The sequence below is a fragment of the Cellulomonas sp. McL0617 genome, assembly GCF_049994875.1.
Classification (GTDB): domain Bacteria; phylum Actinomycetota; class Actinomycetes; order Actinomycetales; family Cellulomonadaceae; genus Cellulomonas.
In genome coordinates this window covers 1,061,152-1,080,300 of the sequence record NZ_CP188256.1, presented here as the reverse complement: position 1 = coordinate 1,080,300, position 19,149 = coordinate 1,061,152, and the positions used below count along the sequence as shown (strand labels likewise).

Here is a 19,149-nt window from a genome sequence, read left to right as displayed (position 1 = left end):
TCGGGGACTACCAGCCGCCACCCCCACCGCCGCCGACACCGCCGCCGGAGAAACCGCCGCCGCTGAACCCTGAGCCGCCGGACGAGCCGGGCGTGGGGGCGGAGATGGACTCGGTGGCGATGCTGGAGAAGCGGTCGAGCGAGCTGGCGAACGCGGACGCCCAGTAGATGTTGGCGCCCGGGTAGTAGCCCCCGACGTACCAGGTGGGCTGCGACATGGTGCGTCCCTGGGCGGCGAGCTCGCTGAACACGCGCGCCCAGCGGTCCGCCAGGCCGAAGATGATCGCGTAGGGGAGGTACCGGCTGAAGATGTCCTCGCCCTCCTCGAACTTCAGCTGGTTGGCCTCGGCGGTCGCCAGGTACCGGCGGAACCCGAGCGACTCGGCGAGCGCGGCCGTGCCGTCGGCGGTCCGAGCGGGCGCCGCCTTGGACATCGCGAGCACCGAGAGGCCGATGATCCCGATCGCGATCGGGATCAGGAGGCTGCCGCGCACGTCGGAGAGCGCGTTGAAGGCGAGGAAGCCGAGGATCCCGGCGACGACGACGAGCGCGATGCCGGCGACCTTCCAGGTCGATCGCACGGACTTGGGGTTGGCGCGGAACCAGCCCTTCGAGGTGACGTCGTCGTAGAGGCCGTCCTGCACCTTGGCCATCGACGCGGCGAACGTGGTCCGCAGGTCCGACAGCTTCACGGTGGTACGCCCGGAGAAGATCTCCGTCAGCAGCGTGTCCTCGAACGGCAGGAGCGTGCCGTCGCGGTTCTTGAGCTGCACCAGGGTCCAGTCCTTGGCCTTCTTGTTCGGGTCGGACCGCGGCACCTCCTCGATGCGCAGCCACCCCCGCACGGCGAGGTCCACCAGCGTCGCGGTGACGTCGACGGGGTCCGCCTGCTCGTCGACGAGCGTGCCCACCTCGCCCGGCACCATGCCCTTCGGCGGCTCGAACTGCACCGACACCGGACCGCGCTTGTCCCGGTACCCCGTGTTGCCGGGCTGCCCGTCGGCGGGCCGCAGGCCGGGTGTCAGACCGAGGTACGCCTGGTCGCGGCCGGCCCGGCGGACGCGTCGGACCGCGTAGAAGACGCCGACGACGAGGACGACCAGGGCGGCGATTCCCAGCGGCGAGACGGGCTGCACCGGCGCGAGCGGGTCGGGCTTCGCGACGAGGTTCGGCTCCGCCCCGGTGAACGTCCCGCCCGGCCAGCCCGTGACGGTGGTGAGCTCGTTGCCGACAGGCAGGAGGTCCTGGGTGAACGTGGCGCCGTTGCCGGCCGGGTCGACCGACGTGCACGGCGTCGTCGAGCCGTTGGGGCCGGCGAAGCAGATGGCGTCCTGCACGGCGGCCGGGCCGGTGACCGCCACCGTGACGCCGCCGATCGGGACGTCCCAGCCCGGGCCGATGACGTTCCAGTACAGCTCGTCGCCGGAGTGCTGCGTGTTCGCGGGGTTCAGCCAGCCGTCCACGGTGAACTGCACGTGGTAGGTCTGCACGCCGGAGACGTCGCCGACGTCCGGGTCGCCGATGCGCAGGGTCAGCGCGGTGTCGGATGTCTCCTGGTTGACCTGCGCCGGTGCGCCGGTCGAGCTCGACGCCGAGATGTTCGAGTACGTGAACAGCCGGTCGTGCTGGTCGTCGTAGTAGACCCGCGTCGGGAATGTCAGGTACGGGCCGTGGCCCGGGTCGTCGCCGAAGTCGAAGTCGAAGTCGAGGTCGACGGTCGTGACGCCGCCGGCCGTGACCGCCGCCGTGACGTCGTACCGGGTGATCTCCCGACCGCTGGTCTGGTCGGGCGCCGCGATGGCCGGTAGAGCGAATGCTGGCAGAGCGAGAGCGACGAGTCCGAGGAGGAGGGCCAGCACGACACCGCCGGCACGCGCCCTCACAGGTCGCGCTTCTCGCGCATGGCGCGCGTCGCCTCCATGTTGTCCTGCCTCTCCCGCAGAGCCTGGCGCTTGTCGTACTCGCGCTTGCCGCGCGCCAGGGCGATCTCCACCTTGGCCCGTCCATCGAGAAAGTACAGGGACAGCGGGATGATCGTCTGCCCCTTCTCGCGCGTCTTGGACTCCAGCCGGTCGATCTCGTCACGGTGCAGCAGGAGCTTGCGCTTGCGCCGCGGTGCGTGGTTGGTCCAGGTGCCCTGGCTGTACTCGGGGATGTGCACGCCCTCGAGCCAGAGCTCGTGGTTGGTCACCTCGCACCAGCCGTCGACCAGCGAGGCCCGGCCCATGCGCAGGGCCTTGACCTCGGTGCCGGCGAGCACCAGACCGGCCTCGAACACGTCCTCGATGACGTAGTCGTGGCGTGCCTTGCGGTTCGAGGCGATCAGCTTGCGCCCGGACTCCTTGGCCACGGTGGTCGAACCTCGTTCCCAGATCTCGTCGGCACCCGGTGTACCGCCGCCCGAGCCTACCTGGGCGACGCGAGCGCAATGAGGCGACCCCACAGCGTCGCGACGCCGACGGCCGCGCCCAGGAGCACTGCCGCGCCGACGACGTCGAGCACGTAGTGGTTCCCGGTCGTCAGCACGACCGACGCCATGAGGAGCGGGAACAGCCACGCGAGCAGCGAGAGCCTCGGGTGCGATCGGTGCAGCGCCAGCCAGACCGCGTACGCGCACCACGCGGACAGACCCACGTGCAGGCTGGGCATGGCCGAGTAGAGGTTGCCGCCGCCGTGCCGCCCGCCGATGTCGTGCTCGGCGACGATGTCGACGATGCCCGCCAGGGCGAACCGGGGCGGCGAGACGGGCAGCGCCCAGTAGACGGGCAGGATCAGGACCAGCATGGCGACGAGCGCCCGCCGGACGGGGCGGTAGACCTCGGCATGCCGCACGGCCACCCAGACCAGCACGCCGAGCACCGCGAGGTAGTAGGTGCGGTAGACCACCACCGCGAGCCTGATCAGCGCGGGATGCCCCGACAGCCAGGCGTTGACGGGCCGCTCGATGTCCAGGCCCAGAGCGCGCTCGACGGCCTGCACCGTGCGCGCGTGCACCGTCGCCGAGGCCACATCCTGACCGGCGGCCGCGTGCAGGCGGGTGAACACCGCGAACACGAGCAGCAGCCCGAGCGCCTCGACGAGGACCAGTACGGCGGTGCGTCGACGGCCCGCGCGCTCCACGGGGTCACGCTAGCGGTCTCAGACGGGCGGCAGGCCGAGCAGCGGTCGCGGGTTCACGGTCGCGCCGTTCACGTAGACCTCGAAGTGCAGGTGGCACGCGGCCGACGTCCCGGTGTTCCCCGAGTGCGCGATGAGCTGACCCTGCACCACGTGCTGCCCGGCACTGACCGACCAGCTGGTGAGGTGGTTGTAGCTCTCGGACAACGCGTTGCCGTTGACGTACCCGCTGTCCACCATCACCTGGTTGCCGAACCCGAACCGGTTCTTGGTCCACGTGACCGTGCCGGCACGCGCCGCGTAGATCGGAGTGTTGCAGTAGGTGCGCAGGTCGATCCCCGCGTGCAGACGCACGTAGTGCAGGATCGGGTGCATCCGCATCCCGTACTCCGACGTCACGTGGATCGGGCTGACGCTGGTCGGGTTGGCGAACAGCGCGCCCGCGAGGGGCCCCGCCGGGCCGTGCGAGACGCCCGCGGCCGCATCCCTGGCCGCCTGCGCCGCGATCGCCGCCTGCAGCTCGTTCTGGACCTGTGCGGCCTCCGCGTCTGCCGCGGCCAGCTGGGCCTGCAACGACGCCTTCTGCGTGTCGAGCGACGCCTGCTGGGAGACCTGCTGGGCCATCAGGGTGTCGAGCGACTTCTTTGCCGCTGCCGCACTGGCCTTCGCGGCGTCGGCCTCGACCACCTTCTGGTCGGCGTCAGCCTTGAGCGAGGCGATCTTGTTCTGCACGGCAGTGAGGCGCGCCTGGGCGTTCTTGTTCACGGCGTCGCTCGTGTTGAGGGCGTCGAGGATCTGCGACTGCGTTCGCAGGGCCGTGGAGAGCAGGCCGTACCGCTGGACGAAGTCGCTGGTGCTCTGGGAGTCGAGGATCACGTCGAAGCCGGACACCGAGCTGCCGCCGCCCTTGTACGCCTCGCGGGCCATCTGCCCGATCTCGGCTTGCATCGAGGCGACCTTGGCCGCGTCCTGCGCGATGTCCGCGGTGATCGTCGTCTGCTGGTCCGTGGCGTCCGCCAGCCGCGCGGCGATGATCGCCGCCTCGCGCTGCGCCTTCTCTAGGGCAGCCTTTGCGGCGTCGAGCGCTGCCTGCGCGGCCGGGATCTTGCTCTGGGTGTCGGCCAGCTGCACGGCGAGTGCCTGCAGGCCTGCGTCGACGCCCTCCATCGCGGCGTCGAGGTCGTCCTGGGCCTTGGCGACGGCGGCCTTGTGGGCCTCGGCGGCCTTGCGCCGGTCGTCGATGCTGTCCGCCGAGGCGGGGCCGACGAACACCGCGCTGACCAGGAGAGTCAGCACGGCAAGGATCGAGATCCGCTTCATCCTCATGTCACACCTTGGTGTAGCGGGACAGGGTCACCAGCGACGAGATCGTCGCCAGCACGATCGCGATGACGATCAGGATCGGTGCGACGGTGAGCACGTCGGCCGGGTCCACGTACGGGATCCAGCTGACGGAGCCCGCGAGCCAGTCGCTCACCAGGTACTGGACGCCCAGCCACAGCCCCCCGATTGCCAGCAGCGCGCCGACGGTTGCCGCGATCGCGCCCTCGAGCATGAACGGCAGCTGGATGAAGAAGGTCGAGGCGCCGACGAGCCGCATGATCCCGGTCTCGCGCCGCCTGGAGAGCGCCGACAGCCGGATCGTCGTCGTGATGAGCAGCACCGCCGCCAGCAGCATCACCGCGGCCAGACCACCGGCCAGCAGGGTGGCGTGGTTGAGCACCGAGAAGAGCTTGTCGAACAGCCTCTGCTGGTCCTGGACGTCCTCGACGCCCGCCCGACCCGACACCACGTCCGAGACGAGCTGGTACTTCTGCGGGTCGGTGAGCTTGATGCGGAACGAGGAGTTCATGTCGGCCGCCGTCACGGAGGCCGTCCAGGACTGGTCCTTGAACTGCTTCTCGAAGGCCTTGAACGCCTGGTCCTTGCTCTCGGTGTAGATGTGCTGGATGTACGGCTTGATCTCCGGGGACGCGAGCGCGGCCTCGATGTCGGCGCGCTGGTCGTTGCTGACCTCGCCGCTCGCACACGTCGGGGCGCTCGAGTCGCGCGGGCACAGGAAGACCGAGACCTCGACCTTGTCGTACCAGTCGTCCTTCATCTTGCCGATCTGGATCTGCAGCAGAGCGGCCGAGCCGACGAAGGTGAGCGACACGAACGTCACCAGGATGACCGAGATGGTCATGGACAGGTTGCGACGGAGGCCGAGGCCGATCTCCGAGAGGATGAACTGGAGTCGCATCAGCGGTCCGACCCGTAGACGCCGCGGGACTGGTCGCGGACGAGCTCACCGGTGGACAGCTCGATCACGCGCTTGCGCATCTGGTCCACGATCTCGTCGTCGTGCGTCGCCATCACCACGGTGGTGCCGGTGCGGTTGATGCGGTCGAGCAGGCGCATGATCCCCAGGCTGGTCGTCGGGTCGAGGTTTCCCGTCGGCTCGTCGCAGAGCAGGATGTTGGGCCGGTTCACGAAAGCCCGTGCGATGGCCACGCGCTGCTGCTCACCACCGGACAGCTCGTGCGGCCGACGCTTCTCCTTGCCCGCCAGGCCGACCATCTCGAGCGTGTCCGGCACCGTGGTCAGGATGTGGTGCCGCGGCTTGCCGATGACCTGCAGCGCGAACGCCACGTTCTCGAACACCGTCTTGTTGGGCAGCAGCCGGAAGTCCTGGAACACGGCGCCGATCTGGCGACGCATCGTCGGCACCTTCCACGACGACAGCGTGCCCAGCTCCTTGCCGGCGACGAAGACCCGACCCGCGGACGCGCGCTCCTCGCGCAGCACGAGCCGCAGGAAGGTCGACTTGCCGGAGCCGGAGGCGCCGACGAGGAAGACGAACTCCCCGCGCTCGACGTCCAAGGAGACGCGGTCCAGCGCCGGTCGGGCGCCGCGCGCGTAGACCTTGGTGACGTTCTCGAATCTGATCACGGTGCTCGCGGCCAGGGTTCGGGGACGGGTCATGGGTCTAGCACTGGCCTCGTCGAGGGTAGGCAGCGACATCGCCGTTGGTCGGTGGTGACACGCCGACGGTTGCCTGTGAGAACCCGACGAGCGGGCGGAATGCCCCAAGTGTCCGGTCGGTCAGCTACCGAGGGCGTGGATCTGGTGCACCACCCCGAGCTCCTTGACCGTGCGGTCGAGCTGGTCGCGCCGCGCGTCGAGGGTGCCGGCCGGGTCCTCCAGGACGTCCGCGAACGCCACCTCGGCGCCGCCGACCAGCTGCGCGTCCGACGCCAGCTCGGACCGCAGCACGCGAGCCTGCTCCCGGTTGGGGCCGAGCGACCGCGCGAAGGCCTGCATCAGCGTCGGCTCCAACGTCGGGTACAGCGCACCGAGGGTCCCACCCAGGACCACGACGCTCGGGTTGAACAGGTTGACCAGGCTCGCCAGCCCGAGTCCCACCCACTCCCCCGTCTTGCGCACACCGGCGATCGCCCGCCGGTTGCCGATCGCGACGTCGCTGACGACGTCCTCGATGTCGGACTCGCGCGGGTCGCGGCCGACCGAACGGATGATCGCGGCGTCGCCGATCTCCGCCTCCCAGCAGCCCCGGGCGCCGCAGGAGCAGACGCGTCCCCCGGGCTTGACCATGAGGTGCCCCACCTCACCGGCATAGCCGCCGGTGCCCTTGAGCAGCTCGCCGTCGACCACGACGCCGCCGCCGACGCCCAGCTCGCCGCGCACGTACAGGACGTCCTGCACGCCGCGCGCGGCACCCCGCAGGTACTCGGCCACGACGCCGAGGTCGCCGTCGTTGCCCACCGCGATCGGGTAGTCGTCGCCGATCGCTTCGCGCAGCAGGTCGGCGAGGTGGACCTCGTGCCAGCCGAGCGGGGGCGAGCGCCGAACGAGCCCGTCGGGCTGGCGCACGCTGCCGGGGACCGACACGACGATGCCCAGGCAGATCGAGCCGGGGTGTGCGCGCGCCTGCATCTCCGCGACCAGCGTGGCGATCAGGGCGACCACGCCGGCGACGTCGTGCGAGGACGTGCTGTGCAGCCTTCGCCGCACCTGGAGGAGATAGCCGCCGAGCCCCACGCGGGCGGCGCCGACGGTGGAGGCGGTGACGTCGAACGCCAGCACGTGCGCGCTCGTGCTGACCGGCTCGACCACGTTGGACGGGCGCCCCTTGCCGCGCACGACGCCGGGTCGCTCACGCACGAGCCCGAGCTTGACGAGCTCGGACGTGAGCGACCCGACGGTCGAACGGTTGAAACCGGTGCTGGCCACCAGGTCCGACCGCGTGGCCGGTCCGTGGAAGTGCAGCAGCCGCAGCACCGCGGAGAGGTTGGCTCGCCGGACGTCGTCCTGCGCCGCGGCGTCCGCACGACGGACGGGCGGTCCAGCACCGAGCCGCACGAGATCCTCCCCCTGAGGTCAGGACAGCTAGCCGCGACCCGTCGATCGAGCTTGTCGCCGGGAGAGCGCGTCGACCGCGGCGGCCGCGGCCAGCACCGATCCCGTCACGACGTACTTGATGCCCGACGAGTAGCCGAGCAGCGCCATCCCGTTGTCGATGACCGCGATCACCCCGGCGCCGATGAGGGCGTCGATGATCCGGCCCTTGCCACCGAACAGCGAGGTACCGCCGATGACGGCCGCCCCCACCGCGTACAGCAGGACGTTCGAGCCGCCCGCGTTCGGGTCCACCGAGGTGGCGCGCGACGCGGCGAAGATGCCCGCGAAGGCCGCCAGGACGGAGCAGATCATGAAGCACGCCATCCGCACGCTGGCAACCTTGATGCCCGCGCGACGGGTGGCCTCGGCGTTGCCGCCGACCGCGTAGATGTGCCGTCCGAAGGCTGTGCGCGTGAGCACGAAGCCCAGCAACAGCGCGAGCGTCACGATGACGGGCACCACGATGGGCACGCCGATGATGGAGGCGCGCAGCGGGTGCAGGCTGCGCTCCTGGTTGAGCACCGCGATCATGCCGAGCACGAGCACGGCGATCGCCGCGATCTTGATGGCGATGATGCCGACGGGCACGGCGAGCAGGCCACGCCGGCGACGCAGCTGCCAGGTCCGCAGGCTCGAGAGGCCGTAGGCGACGACGGCCAGGATGCCGATGACCCAGCCGAGAGCGGGCGGGACGTTCTTGTTCTGGATCGCCACGATCACCGGGTCGGTGATCGTGATGTTGCCGCCGCTGCCGATGATGAGCAGCACGGCACCCTGGAGGGCCAAGAACGTCGCCAGGGTCACGATGAACGACGGGATGCCGACTCGAGCGACCAGCGCGCCGTTGATCAGGCCGACGACCAGACCGGCGACGAGCGCCGCGACGACGGCCGCGTACCAGGGCCACCCGCCCTTCGTCAGGGCGGTGGCCAGGATGGCGCCGCACAAACCGGACGTGAACCCGGCCGACAGGTCGATCTCGCCCAGCAGGAGGACGAAGACCAGACCCATGGCGATCGTCGCGACGACCGCGCCCTGCTGGAACAGGTTGGCGATGTTCAGCGCCGACGGGAAGGTGTTCGGCCTCAGGATGACGAAGATGGCGAGCAGCACCAGGAGCGCCAGGATGGCCGGCAGCGACCCCATGTCGCCGCCGCGCACCTTGCTGACGTAGTTGTTGACGGCCTCGCCGAACGTCGGCTGCTCGACGGAGCCGGCCAGCAGCGACGTGGGTGCGTTGTCGCGGTCCTTGCGGGCGACGGTGGGCGTGCTCATGCGGGGGTGCTCCCGTTCGGTGCGTCGGTGGGGGCCGAGGCCGCGGCCACGGGAGTCGGCGGGAGGGCGGCCGAGCCGCTGGTGATGAGCTCGATGATCTCGCTGCGCGTCGTGTCCTTCGCGCGGACCTGCGCGGCCGTCTGGCCCAGGTAGAGGACGTTGACGGAGTCCGCGACCTCGAGCACCTCGTTCATGTTGTGCGAGACCAGCACGACCGCGAGACCGGCGTCGGCAAGCCGACGGACGAGCTGCAGCACCTGCTCGGTCTGCGCGACGCCGAGGGCGGCCGTCGGCTCGTCGAGGATGACGAGCTTGGAGTTCCACAGCACGGCACGTGCGATGGCGACGGTCTGCCGCTGGCCGCCGGAGAGGCTGGCCACGTGCTGGCGGATGGACCGCACCGTGCGCACGGACAGGGAGGCGAGCACCTCGGCGGCGCGCGTCTCCATGGCCGACTCGTCCAGGCGGAAGCCCTTCTTGAGCTCGCGGCCGAGGAACATGTTGTGGACGATGTCGAGGTTGTCGCACAGGGCGAGGTCCTGGTAGACGACCTCGATGCCCAGCTCGCTCGAGTCGGCCGGCGACGAGATGTGCGCCTCCTGGCCCTCGAACAGGACATCCCCGGCATCGAACGGGAAGATCCCTGCGATGCACTTGATCATGGTCGACTTGCCGGCGCCGTTGTCGCCGACGAGCGCCGTCACCTCGCCGGCCCGCGCCACCAGGTCGACGCCCCGCAGCGCGTGCACCGCGCCGAAGTTCTTGCGACCACCGCGCACCTCGAGCGTCGGTGGCGGAGCCAGGTCGGGTGCGATATTCGCTGCTTGGGTCATCGTCCACCTCGTCGTGTCACTCGGTTCACCCCGCGTGGTCGCGGGTCTGTGCATGTGCGGGAGCGTCCGTGCGCGAGCACCAGGCCGGGGCCGGTCGCTCCCGCGGACCGACCCCACCTGTCACCGGGGCGGCCGCAGCTGCGGCCGCCCCGGTGTCGTGCTCAGGAGATGCCGGCCTTCGTGCAGGCATCGGCAAGGGCCGCGGTGCAGACCTTGTCCTTGGTGGTGAAGCCGTCCGCGATGACGTCCTTGACGTTGGCGAAGTAGATGGCCTCGGGGTCCAGCAGGACCGCGGCGACCTTCTTGCTCGTCTGGGTGTCGGTCACGGAGCCCGTCGCCAGGCTGGACGTGTCCGCGCCCTTGGCGGCGGCGATGGCCAGCGCCGATGCGGCGTCAGCCTCCTTCTTGATGGCCTTGTAGACGGTCATGCACTGGTCGCCCGCGAGGATGTTCTGCAGGCCCTGGTCGGTCGCGTCCTGACCGGTCACCGGGATGGTGCCGTTCACGCCGTTCTTCTTCAGGATGGCGATCGCGGCGTTGCCGAGACCGTCGTTGGCAGCCAGCACACCGTCGATCTTGCCGCCGGTCTGCGTGTACATCTGCTCGAAGATCGTGCCGGCCTGCTGGTTGTCCCAGTCGGGCACGGCCTGGTCGGCGACGACCTTGTAGTCACCGCTCGTCGTCTTGGCCTGCAGCGCGGCAACCGCACCGGCCTTGAACAGGGTCGCGTTGTTGTCCGTCGGCGAACCGTTGAGGAACGCGATGTTCGCGGTCGTCTTGCCGGCGTCCGTCAGGCACTTCTGGAGGCCCTCACCCTGCAGCTGGCCGACCTTGGTGTTGTCGAACGACACGTAGAAGTCCGCGCCGCCGCCCAACGTCAGGCGGTCGTAGTCGATCGTGGCGATGCCCTGGGCCTTGGCCTTGGCCAGGACGGCCGAGCCCGAGCCCGAGTCGAGGTTGACGATCATCAGGACGTCGACGCCCTCGGTGATCATGCCGTCCGCGATCGTCTGGAACTGGGTCTTGTCACCCTGGGCGTTCTGGATGTCGGAGTCGACACCAGCCGCATCGAAGGCCGCCTTGAGCAGCGGCGCGTCGTTCGTCTCCCACCGTGCCGAGGACTTCGTGTCCGGCAGGATCACGCCGACCTTCGGCTTGGCGGCGGCTGCCGCACTGCTCGACGTGCCAGTGCTGCCGTTGTCGTTGCTGCTGCCACAACCGGCCAGCAGAAGGCCGGAGGCCGCGATGGCCACCGACGCTAGAACCATGCTCCGTCGCATTGTGCTCCCTCTCGTGACGACGCCTCGCTGCGCTCGTCTCCACCCGGCGCTTACGGGCGCTCGGACTATGTTGCGGGCCACAACATATGGTCGACCTGCCGCAAGTGACAAGGTCAGGGAGGGTTTTCGTGGTCAAACCGTGACCTTCGGCCCTGGAGGGGCGCTCTGGACGGGCCGTTCTGTCCGACAATGGCGTGAATTGTGCGAGCCGAGAACAAACGCGACGTCACCCGATCAGGCGCCGGCCTTCTCCGCCGACCGGCGCCAGCGTATGCCCGCCTCGATGAAGTCGTCGATGTCGCCGTCGAACACCGCGGCCGGATTACCCACCTCGTGCTCGGTGCGCAGGTCCTTGACCATCTGGTACGGCTGCAGGACGTACGAGCGCATCTGGTCACCCCAGCTGGCCTTGACGTCGCCGGCGAGCTCCTTCTTCTTGGCGTCCTGCTCCGCCTTCTTGACCAGCAGCAGCCGCGACTGCAGGACACGCAGCGCGGCCGCGCGGTTCTGGATCTGCGACTTCTCGTTCTGCATCGACACGACGATGCCCGTCGGGATGTGCGTCATCCGCACGGCCGAGTCGGTCGTGTTGACGGACTGGCCGCCGGGGCCGCTCGACCGGAACACGTCGACCTTGATCTCGGACTCGGGGATGTCGATCGAGTCGTTGGACTCGATCAGCGGGATGACCTCGACGGCCGCGAAGCTCGTCTGGCGACGGCCCTGGTTGTCGAACGGCGAGATGCGGACCAGGCGGTGCGTACCCGCCTCGACCGACAGGTTGCCGAAGGCGTACGGCACCTTGACCTCGAACGTCGCCGACTTCAGGCCGGCCTCCTCCGCGTACGAGGTGTCGAGCACCGTCGTCGGGTAGCCGTGCCGCTCCGCCCAGCGCAGGTACATCCGCAGCAGCATCTCCGCGAAGTCCGCCGCGTCGACCCCGCCCGCACCGGACCGGATGGTCACCACGGCCTCGCGCTGGTCGTACTCCCCCGACAGCAGAGTGCGGACCTCGAGCTCGCCGAGGTCCTTCCTGATCGTCAGGAGGTCGGCCTCGGCCTCGGCCAGCGTGTCCTCGTCGTTCTCCTCGGCCGCCATCTCGACCAGCGTCTCGAGGTCGTCGATCCGGCCGCTCAGCTTGCTCATGCGGTCCAGCTCGGCCTGGGTGGACGAGAGCGCGCTCGTGATCTTCTGCGCCGCGTCCGGGTCGTCCCACAGGTCCGGCGCGGACGCCTGCTCCGAGAGGACCGCGACCTTCGCCTCGAGCGCCTTCGGGTCGCTCACCGCCTGGATGGTGCCCAGGGTGGTGCGCAAGTCATGGATCGCGGTGCTGAAGTCGGTGGTGGCCACAACCGTCCAGGCTACCGGAGCGGTCAGGAGGCGCGGGCCGAGGACTCCGCCTCGAGCGCGATGCCGTCCTGCCACGGCGCAAGCACCCACGAGAGCAGGACCGGGTGGGTGACCGCGCCCAGGTGGACGTAGGCAGACGAGCCGTCGGGGGTCGTCGCCGACAGGACCGTGAACTGGTCCCACTGCGCGGTCGCGTCCGGGTTGTCACGCAGGTACTGCTCGACCTCCCTGCGGACGGTCGCGTCCGTGAGAGGCACGCCGGGCTGCCGGTCCGCGCCGGGCGCGTAGTAACGGTCTGAGGCGACGGCGTCCGCCCCCTCGAGCGCGAGCACGTCCGCGAGCGCCAGCAGGCGCTTGCGCTCCAGGTGCACGTGCGCGGCCGACGCCACGACGCTGATCAGCAGCAACGCGATCACGACGAACCCGAGCGTGAGGAGCATGACCTGGCCGTCGTCGCGTCGGGCCTTCATCCGTGCACCCGGTACGCGTCGACCGGCGCCACCCGCTGGGCACTCACCGGCACCTCGAGCGGGACGACGCGTCGCACGAAGGCCGGCACGAACGGCAGGGGCACGACCAGGTCGATGCGCGCGGCGACGTCGCTGCCCGGTGCCAGGCATGGCGTCGACGAGCAGCTCAGGGTCAGCGCGTCGACGGGGTCGTCGTCGAAACCCTGGTCACGCAGCGCGATGCCCGCGGCGGCGGCAGCCCGTGCGGAGCCCTCCTGCGCGGTGTCGGCGACGACGTAGGTGCGCGCGGCCTCGCGTGCTGCGCCCTCGGCGGCGAACGAGGCGGCCTCCAGGCGACCGAGCACCAGCACCAGGTAGACGAGGGGCACCATGAGCACGAGGGCGAGGCCGAGGAACTCGACGATGGCGCTGCCGTCGTCGTCGGCCAGGGGCCCGCGCCTCACGGCGTCTCCGCCAGTGCGTGGCCCCGGATCGTCAGCGTGCGGGCGGGCCCGAGCAGCCCGAGCACGGGCAGGGGTGCGACGACGTCCACCTCGACCTCGTCCAGCCCGTCGACCCGCGTCGTCGTCGCGGTGACGTCCTGCGCGTACGAGCCCGCGAGCGACTGCCCGATGAGCACACGTGTGCGGGCCGCACCGTCGTCGGGCACGTGACCCACCTGGGCGCCGTACCGCGCGCCCTCGGAGGCGGAGTCGATGAGCGTGTTGCGCACGTGCAGCACCAGCGTGAGCTGCAGGATGCCGACGAACAGCACGGTGACCAGCGCGCCGACCAGCGTGAAGTCGACGATCGCGGAGCCGTTGTCGGAGCCCCAGTGCAACGTCAGGGACCGGTCACGCCGTCGATCGCGCTCTGGAACACCCCGGCCAGCGCCGGACCGGCGATCAGCCACAGCGCGGTGACCAGGCCGGCCGTCATCAGCGTCACCAGCACCCAGCCGGGCACGTCTCCGCGATCGCGCCCGTCGACCCCCACCCGCTGCAGCAGCCTGCCCATGAGTCGGTGCCGCAAGCCCCCTGCGATTGTCCTCATCCGTGTTCCTCTCGTCGATCCCGATCTCGGTCCGCCGGGGCAGCCCCGGGCGGAGGTCGATGGGGCGGCTCACAGGCCGACCCGCAGCACCACCATGCTCGGGAAGACCGCGAAGACGACGGTGATCGGCAGGATCAAGAACACCACCGGCACCATCATCGCGACCTCCTTCTTCCCGCCCGTCTCCATGAGCTCGCGGCGGCCCTCCTCCCGCACGTCCTGCGCCTGGGCGCGCAGCACGTCGGCCAGCGGCGTCCCCCGCTCGACCGCGACGGCGACGCCTTCCGCGAACCGGGCCAGCGCCGCCAGACCCGTGCGGTCCGCGAGGCCGTCGAGGGCGGCTGTCAGCGGCACGCCCGCTCGGGCGTCGGCGAGGGTCCGGGCCAGCTCACCGGTCAGCTCCCCGTGGGTGGTGCGCACCACGCGCTCCAGCGCTCCGACCGCGCCCTCCCCGGCCCCCACCGCGAGCGCGAGCAGCTCGGCGACCGTCGGGAGCTCGGCCATCATCCGGGTCTCGCGGGACGCGATCTCCCGCGTGAGCAGCCAGTCACGCACGAGCACGCCCGCCAACCCGCAGACCCCGGCGAGCAGGGCCAGCATCACCGGGCTGCCGCCGCGCGTCGTCGCGAGCACGAGCGCGAGCGCGAGACCGGCCGCGAGCGACAGCACGCCCCAGACCACCTGCCCGGCCCGGAACTGCTCGACGGACTCGGCCCGACCGGCACGCACGAGGCGGCGACGGAGCTCCGCGGTCGGCGACCCGAGCCGGGTCACCAGCCGGACCGCGTCGGACATCACCGGCGAGACGAGCCGTTCGATCGTGGCGAACGGACCGCGAACGCTCGGGGAGCGCAGCAGGCCCGACGACGTCCGCTGCGGGCGCAGGTACGGCGCGAGCCGCTGGTCCAGGCTGACCCGCCGCGACCGCAGCCTCGCGACCACCAGCGTCACGCCCAGACCGCCGAGCAGCCCGAGGAAGGCGCCCTGCAGCGCCGGGCTCATCGCAGCACCCGGGGGTCGTCGGGCAGCCGGGCGATCCGGAGCATGAGGAGGTACGCGACGACGGTGCACACCCCGCCGCCCAGCAGCACCGCCACACCGGCCGGCGTGTCGTAGGCGGCGGCCGCTTCGGGGCGGGTGGACAGCAGGGCGAGCACGATCCACGGTGCGGCGACGGCGAGCCGGGCGGCGTTGATGGTCCAGCTCTGCCGCGCCTCGAGCTCGCCGCGCGTCCGGATGTCCTCGCGCAGGAAGCCGGCCAGGGTTCGCAGCAGCCGGCCGAGGTCGGTGCCACCGACGTCCCGCGTCAGCCGCAGCGCCTCGATGATCCGGTCCGCGACGGGGTCGGCGAGCCGAGCCTTCAACGCGTCCAGGCAGTCGCCGAACCTGCCGGTCGCGCGGTAGTCCTCGCCGAAGGCGGAGAACGCCGGACGCAGCTCGACGGGTCCGCGCTCGCCGATCTGCGCGACGGCCTCGGGCAGAGCGAGCCCGGCCCGGATGCCGGAGCCCAGGTGGTCCACCACCTCTGGCCACAGCTGCCGCAACCGGGTCCGGCGACGACGCGCCCGGCCACGCGCCAGCGCCCACGGCCCCGCGGCAGCGAACGCGGCGAAGCACAGCGCGATAGCCGGCGTGCGTGTGAAGGCCAGCACGACGACGAGCACGAGCAGCGCGACGACGAGGCAGGCGGCCACGAGGCCGCCCGGCGTCGCGCCGGTCACCCCCGCCTGCACGAGCATGTCCTGCGTCCGAGCGTGCCAGCCGTCCCGCGTGCGGCTCTGCCCGCCCGCCGGCCGGACCCAGCACGACCACCAGACGCAGGCCACGCCCGCGCCCAGCAGGAGCCCGACGACGACGCCCATCAGCCGCGTCCCCGCAGCAGCGCTGCGAGGTCCGTCCCCGTGCGGCCGAACCGCTCCGCGTGCGGCGGGAACCCGTCGGCCCGATGGAGCTGCCCGTCACGCCACACGAAGATGTCCGCGGTCTCGACGATCCCCTGCTCCACGCGCCCGGGCACCGCGACGATCTCGCGCACCACCCGCCGACCGGAACCGTCGACGTCGAGGTGCACGACGAGGTCGACTGCGGAGGCGACCGTCGGCACGACGAACCGGTCCGAGATGTTCTCGCCGGCCAGCAGCGGCAGCGTGCAGAGCTTGGTCAACGCCTCGCGTGCCGAGTTCGCGTGGATGGTGCACATGGCCGGCACGCCGGCGTTGAGGGCGATGAGCAGGTCGAGCGCCTCGGCCTCGCGCACCTCGCCGACGAGCAGCCGGCTGGGCCGCATGCGCAGCGCCTCCTTGACCAGGCGTCGCAGCGGGATCTCCCCGGTGCCCTCGAGGCTGGGTTGTCGACACTGCATGGCCACCCAGTCGCGGGCGACGAGCCGCAGCTCGAAGACCTCCTCGCACGTGATGACGCGCTCGCGGGTCGGGATCGCGCCGGCCAGTGCGTTGAGCATCGTCGTCTTGCCCGACTGGGTTGCACCCGAGACCAGCACGTTCAGCCCGGCTCGGACCGCCGCGTGCAGGAACGCGGACGCGTGCGGCGTGATCGAGCCCAGGGCCACGAGGTCGTCCAGGTGGGTCGCCCGCACCACGTACTTACGGATGTTCACCGACCAGTGCCGCCGCGTGACGTCCGGGATGACCGCGTGCAGACGCTCCCCGCCCGGCAGGGACGCGTCCACGAAGGGGCTGCTCAGGTCGAGCCGTCGTCCGGAGACCTTGAGCATCTGCTCGACCAGGTCACGCACCTGACCGTCCGTGAGGATCGTCGTGGTCAGCTCGGGCTCACCGCGCCGCGCGACGAACACCTGCGTCGGGGCGTTGATCCAGATCTCCTCGACCTCGGGATCGTCGAGGTAACGCTGCAGGGGTCCCAGACCGGCCACCGCGTCGAGCACGGCCTTGTGCGCCGCCACGGGATCGATCAGGGGCGGGACGGCGCCGACCACCGACCGCTCGTCGTAGTCGGCGATGACGTCCGCGACGAGGGCGACGACACCCGGCCGGTCCCGCACGGGGTCCATCCCCCGGCGCCGGATCAGCTCGCGGACCTCCGTCTCGAGGATCGCCACACTGTCCACCTGGCGCCCCCTGCCCGTCGGTCACAGTGCCCGATTCATCCGTCATTGTCCGAATATGCGTTGGCGGGAACCCTAGGGGATACGATCTGCATCCCGCAGCCCGTTGTCCACAGAAGCACCGCCGTTCACCCGTCTCGCCGATACGGGTCGGACGCGAGAAGGCCCGCGGGCGCACTAGCGTGGGCGGGTGACATCGACTCCCCCACCTCTCCCGACCGGCCGTCAGCACGTACTGGAGCTCGGCGACCAGCGCGCCGTGGTCGCAGCCGTCGGGGCCAGCCTGCGCGAGTACACCGTCGGCGGGCGGGACGTGGTCCTCCCGTACGGCGAGCACGCGATGGCACCGGCGTTCTCCGGAACGGTCCTCGCGCCGTGGCCCAACCGGCTGCGCGACGGCGAGTTCCGGTTCGAGGACGTGACCTACGACGTTCCGCTCAACGAGCACGACCGGCAGACCGCCCTGCACGGCCTGGTCGCCCACACGACGTTCAGCACCCGCGACGAGAGCGCCTCCGCGGTCACCCTCGAGCACGTCGTCGTGCCCACGTACGGGTACCCGTGGCCCGTCCGTCTGCGCGTGACCTACGGCCTCACGGTCGACGGCCTGCGTGTGACCACCGACGTCACCAACCTCGGCACCTCGACCGCTCCGTTCGGGCTCGGCTTCCACCCGTGGCTGTCACCGGGCGACGGTCCGGTCGACGAGACCACGCTGCAGGTCGACGCCACCCGGCACGTCACCGTCGACACGCGGCTGCTGCCCACCGGCACGGAGGCGCTGACCGGCCGCTACGACCTGCGCGTGGCGACCTCGCTGCGCGGGATCGCGCTCGACGACGCGTGGGTGCAGCCCGTGCGCGACGAGGACGGGCTGACGTGGGTGCGCTTCGGGGGGACCGACGGACGCACCGTGGCGATGTGGGCCGACGCCGGCTTCCAGGCGTGGCAGGTGTGCACGGGCGACTTCGTGGCGGCCATCAAGCGTCGTGGCGTCGCCGTGGAGCCGATGACCTGCATCGCGGACGCGTTCCGCACGGGCGAGAACCTCATCCAGCTGGCACCGGGCGAGAGCCGGGAGCTCGCCTGGGGACTCCAGCTCGTCTGACGGCGAGGCTCGGCGGTCCGCACCCGCGGGCCGACGGGCCGGTCAGCCGTCGTAGTACTCGCCGTCGGCCTTCACGGCCTTCGTGTACTCCCAGTGCCACCGCTCGTAGGGGCCGCTGCCGCCCGGCTGCGCCCAGGCCGGGTTGGCCCAGCCGTACGCCGGGCCGTTCTCGTTGAGCCAGGCCCACTTCACCCCGGACGTCTGGTCCTGGCACAGGTCGACCGCCAGACCCCAGCCGTGGTTGCTCTTGCCGGGCGCCGCCGCGAGGCCGCCCTTCTCCGCCTTGACCGCGCGCTGCTCCGCGAGCGTGCGGTAACCCGAGCTCAGGCAGAGGTCGGCGCCGAACCGGGCCGCGAACGCCTCGTTGAACTCGGCCAGCGACACGGCGGCGTCGGCGCGCAGCTGCGTGTGGTTGTCCCAGAGCGTGCACAGGTCGACGGCCTTGAGCTGGCCGTTGACGCCGGCGTCGCGCACCGAGCCGTCACAGCCCGCCAGGCTCGAGCGGGTGTCGTTGCGGCTGGCACCTGTGGTGTCGACGCGCGCCGCCAGCCCACCGGCGGCAGAGACGAGTGACGCCGGCGGCAGGTCGGACAGCTCCGAGCCCGACAGTGCCGTCACCGTGCTGGGCAGCGTTGAGTCCGCGAGCGCGTCCGAGCCGTAGGCGACCGGCGTCGGCACGAGGCCCTGGCTCACCGGGATGGCCACTGTGATGCCGGCGAGGACGCCGAGCACCCCCAGCCGCGCCGCAACCCGCGTCGTCCGACCCGCGCGTCGGGGGGAGCCGCGGTGTGCGAGCGGCCCCGGCGCCGGGGTCGTGGCCACCTCACCGGTGTCGGCGAGCTCCCACGGGGTGGGCCCGGTCGCCGTGACGACCGGCACGATCGCCGTCTCCTCGACGGCGCTGACCGTCCGCACCACGTGGCTCGACCGCTGCGCGGCGGGCTCAGCCCCGTCGCCAAGTGCGAGGTCCGTGGCCGGTGTCAGGTCCGCGGTCGGTGCGAGGTCCGCGGTCGATGCGAGGTCCGCGACGGGAGACCAGGTCACGCTCGCCGACGCTGCAGCCTGAGGCTTCGACGGTGCCGACGGGACCGCCACCGAGTGCGTGACCAGGACGCTCGTCGGGCGTCCCGGGGTCGGCGACACGACAGCCGGCACCGTCGGGGCAACCGGGTCCGGCGCTCCAGCGACGTTCTCGTGCG

General features: G+C 71.2%; 20 protein-coding genes. 1 reads left to right on the top strand and 19 read right to left on the bottom strand.

Annotation, left to right across the window (positions count from 1 at the left end; genetic code table 11):
- Nucleotides 1-7: 7 nt before the first annotated feature.
- The 18 genes from ACPPVS_RS04850 to ACPPVS_RS04765 form a co-directional block, all read right to left on the bottom strand.
- Nucleotides 8-1,882: a DUF2207 domain-containing protein gene (locus ACPPVS_RS04850; RefSeq protein ID WP_426594900.1), complete on the bottom strand. Its 1,875-nt coding sequence runs from the start codon at nt 1,880-1,882 to the stop codon at nt 8-10.
- Nucleotides 1,879-2,349, bottom strand: coding sequence for an SsrA-binding protein SmpB (gene smpB / locus ACPPVS_RS04845; protein ID WP_426594899.1), 471 nt, complete (start codon nt 2,347-2,349; stop codon nt 1,879-1,881). The genes ACPPVS_RS04850 and smpB overlap by 4 nt, the downstream gene beginning before the upstream one ends.
- A 56-nt stretch (nt 2,350-2,405) precedes the next feature.
- Nucleotides 2,406-3,119, bottom strand: a complete 714-nt coding sequence (locus tag ACPPVS_RS04840; RefSeq protein WP_426594898.1) for a phosphatase PAP2 family protein — start codon at nt 3,117-3,119, stop codon at nt 2,406-2,408.
- Nucleotides 3,120-3,137: 18 nt separating this feature from the next.
- Nucleotides 3,138-4,442, bottom strand: a complete 1,305-nt coding sequence (locus ACPPVS_RS04835) for a M23 family metallopeptidase (RefSeq protein WP_426594897.1) — start codon at nt 4,440-4,442, stop codon at nt 3,138-3,140.
- A 1-nt stretch (nt 4,443) separates the two neighbouring features.
- On the bottom strand, nt 4,444-5,358 hold the full coding sequence (gene ftsX, locus ACPPVS_RS04830) for a permease-like cell division protein FtsX (RefSeq protein WP_426594896.1): 915 nt from the start codon (nt 5,356-5,358) through the stop codon (nt 4,444-4,446).
- On the bottom strand, nt 5,358-6,047 hold the full coding sequence (ftsE, locus tag ACPPVS_RS04825) for a cell division ATP-binding protein FtsE (RefSeq protein ID WP_426595883.1): 690 nt from the start codon (nt 6,045-6,047) through the stop codon (nt 5,358-5,360). Before ftsE ends, ftsX begins: the two co-directional genes overlap by 1 nt.
- A gap of 153 nt (nt 6,048-6,200) precedes the next feature.
- Nucleotides 6,201-7,478, bottom strand: a complete 1,278-nt coding sequence (locus tag ACPPVS_RS04820) for an ROK family protein (protein WP_426594895.1) — start codon at nt 7,476-7,478, stop codon at nt 6,201-6,203.
- 27 nt (nt 7,479-7,505) lie between these two features.
- Nucleotides 7,506-8,792: a sugar ABC transporter permease gene (locus ACPPVS_RS04815; protein WP_426594894.1), complete on the bottom strand. Its 1,287-nt coding sequence runs from the start codon at nt 8,790-8,792 to the stop codon at nt 7,506-7,508.
- Entirely contained in the window at nt 8,789-9,625 is an 837-nt protein-coding gene (locus ACPPVS_RS04810) for an ATP-binding cassette domain-containing protein (protein WP_426594893.1), read from the bottom strand. Before ACPPVS_RS04810 ends, ACPPVS_RS04815 begins: the two co-directional genes overlap by 4 nt.
- A 161-nt stretch (nt 9,626-9,786) precedes the next feature.
- A complete protein-coding gene (locus ACPPVS_RS04805; RefSeq protein ID WP_426594892.1) occupies nt 9,787-10,893 on the bottom strand; it encodes a sugar ABC transporter substrate-binding protein in 1,107 nt (368 codons plus the stop codon).
- Nucleotides 10,894-11,139: 246 nt separating this feature from the next.
- Nucleotides 11,140-12,255 carry a peptide chain release factor 2 gene (gene prfB / locus ACPPVS_RS04800; RefSeq protein ID WP_426594891.1) on the bottom strand — a complete coding sequence of 372 codons (1,116 nt, stop codon included), beginning with the start codon at nt 12,253-12,255 and terminating at the stop codon, nt 11,140-11,142.
- A gap of 23 nt (nt 12,256-12,278) precedes the next feature.
- Nucleotides 12,279-12,725, bottom strand: a complete 447-nt coding sequence (locus ACPPVS_RS04795) for a pilus assembly protein TadG-related protein (protein ID WP_426594890.1) — start codon at nt 12,723-12,725, stop codon at nt 12,279-12,281.
- Nucleotides 12,722-13,168, bottom strand: a complete 447-nt coding sequence (locus tag ACPPVS_RS04790; protein WP_426594889.1) for a pilus assembly protein — start codon at nt 13,166-13,168, stop codon at nt 12,722-12,724. The genes ACPPVS_RS04795 and ACPPVS_RS04790 overlap by 4 nt, the downstream gene beginning before the upstream one ends.
- Entirely contained in the window at nt 13,165-13,545 is a 381-nt protein-coding gene (locus ACPPVS_RS04785; RefSeq protein ID WP_426594888.1) for a TadE/TadG family type IV pilus assembly protein, read from the bottom strand. The genes ACPPVS_RS04790 and ACPPVS_RS04785 overlap by 4 nt, the downstream gene beginning before the upstream one ends.
- Before the next feature lie 2 nt (nt 13,546-13,547).
- Nucleotides 13,548-13,757: a hypothetical protein gene (locus tag ACPPVS_RS04780; RefSeq protein ID WP_426596040.1), complete on the bottom strand. Its 210-nt coding sequence runs from the start codon at nt 13,755-13,757 to the stop codon at nt 13,548-13,550.
- Between the two features lie 69 nt (nt 13,758-13,826).
- Nucleotides 13,827-14,759: a type II secretion system F family protein gene (locus ACPPVS_RS04775; RefSeq protein WP_426594887.1), complete on the bottom strand. Its 933-nt coding sequence runs from the start codon at nt 14,757-14,759 to the stop codon at nt 13,827-13,829.
- Nucleotides 14,756-15,619: a type II secretion system F family protein gene (locus ACPPVS_RS04770; protein WP_426594886.1), complete on the bottom strand. Its 864-nt coding sequence runs from the start codon at nt 15,617-15,619 to the stop codon at nt 14,756-14,758. The genes ACPPVS_RS04775 and ACPPVS_RS04770 overlap by 4 nt, the downstream gene beginning before the upstream one ends.
- Nucleotides 15,619-16,845: a CpaF family protein gene (locus ACPPVS_RS04765; protein ID WP_426594885.1), complete on the bottom strand. Its 1,227-nt coding sequence runs from the start codon at nt 16,843-16,845 to the stop codon at nt 15,619-15,621. Before ACPPVS_RS04765 ends, ACPPVS_RS04770 begins: the two co-directional genes overlap by 1 nt.
- 187 nt (nt 16,846-17,032) lie before the next feature.
- On the opposite strand from ACPPVS_RS04765, the gene ACPPVS_RS04760 reads away from it, so the two are divergent.
- Entirely contained in the window at nt 17,033-17,950 is a 918-nt protein-coding gene (locus tag ACPPVS_RS04760) for an aldose 1-epimerase family protein (protein ID WP_426594884.1), read from the top strand.
- 42 nt (nt 17,951-17,992) lie between these two features.
- Here ACPPVS_RS04760 and ACPPVS_RS04755 read toward each other — a convergent pair whose 3' ends face one another.
- A complete protein-coding gene (locus ACPPVS_RS04755) occupies nt 17,993-18,994 on the bottom strand; it encodes a M15 family metallopeptidase (RefSeq protein ID WP_426594883.1) in 1,002 nt (333 codons plus the stop codon).
- Between the last annotated feature and the right edge of the window lie 155 nt (nt 18,995-19,149).

Excerpts from the sequence above, each read along its gene's own strand:
- ACPPVS_RS04805 (WP_426594892.1), bottom strand. The coding sequence starts at position 10,893 with ATGGTTCTAGCGTCGGTGGCCATCGCGGCCTCCGGCCTTCTGCTGGCC.
- ACPPVS_RS04770 (WP_426594886.1), bottom strand. The coding sequence starts at position 15,619 with ATGGGCGTCGTCGTCGGGCTCCTGCTGGGCGCGGGCGTGGCCTGCGTC.
- ACPPVS_RS04795 (WP_426594890.1), bottom strand. The coding sequence starts at position 12,725 with ATGAAGGCCCGACGCGACGACGGCCAGGTCATGCTCCTCACGCTCGGG.
- ACPPVS_RS04835 (WP_426594897.1), bottom strand. The coding sequence starts at position 4,442 with ATGAGGATGAAGCGGATCTCGATCCTTGCCGTGCTGACTCTCCTGGTC.
- ftsX (WP_426594896.1), bottom strand. The coding sequence starts at position 5,358 with ATGCGACTCCAGTTCATCCTCTCGGAGATCGGCCTCGGCCTCCGTCGC.
- ACPPVS_RS04810 (WP_426594893.1), bottom strand. The coding sequence starts at position 9,625 with ATGACCCAAGCAGCGAATATCGCACCCGACCTGGCTCCGCCACCGACG.
- ACPPVS_RS04775 (WP_426594887.1), bottom strand. The coding sequence starts at position 14,759 with ATGAGCCCGGCGCTGCAGGGCGCCTTCCTCGGGCTGCTCGGCGGTCTG.
- ACPPVS_RS04780 (WP_426596040.1), bottom strand. The coding sequence starts at position 13,757 with ATGAGGACAATCGCAGGGGGCTTGCGGCACCGACTCATGGGCAGGCTG.
- ACPPVS_RS04815 (WP_426594894.1), bottom strand. The coding sequence starts at position 8,792 with ATGAGCACGCCCACCGTCGCCCGCAAGGACCGCGACAACGCACCCACG.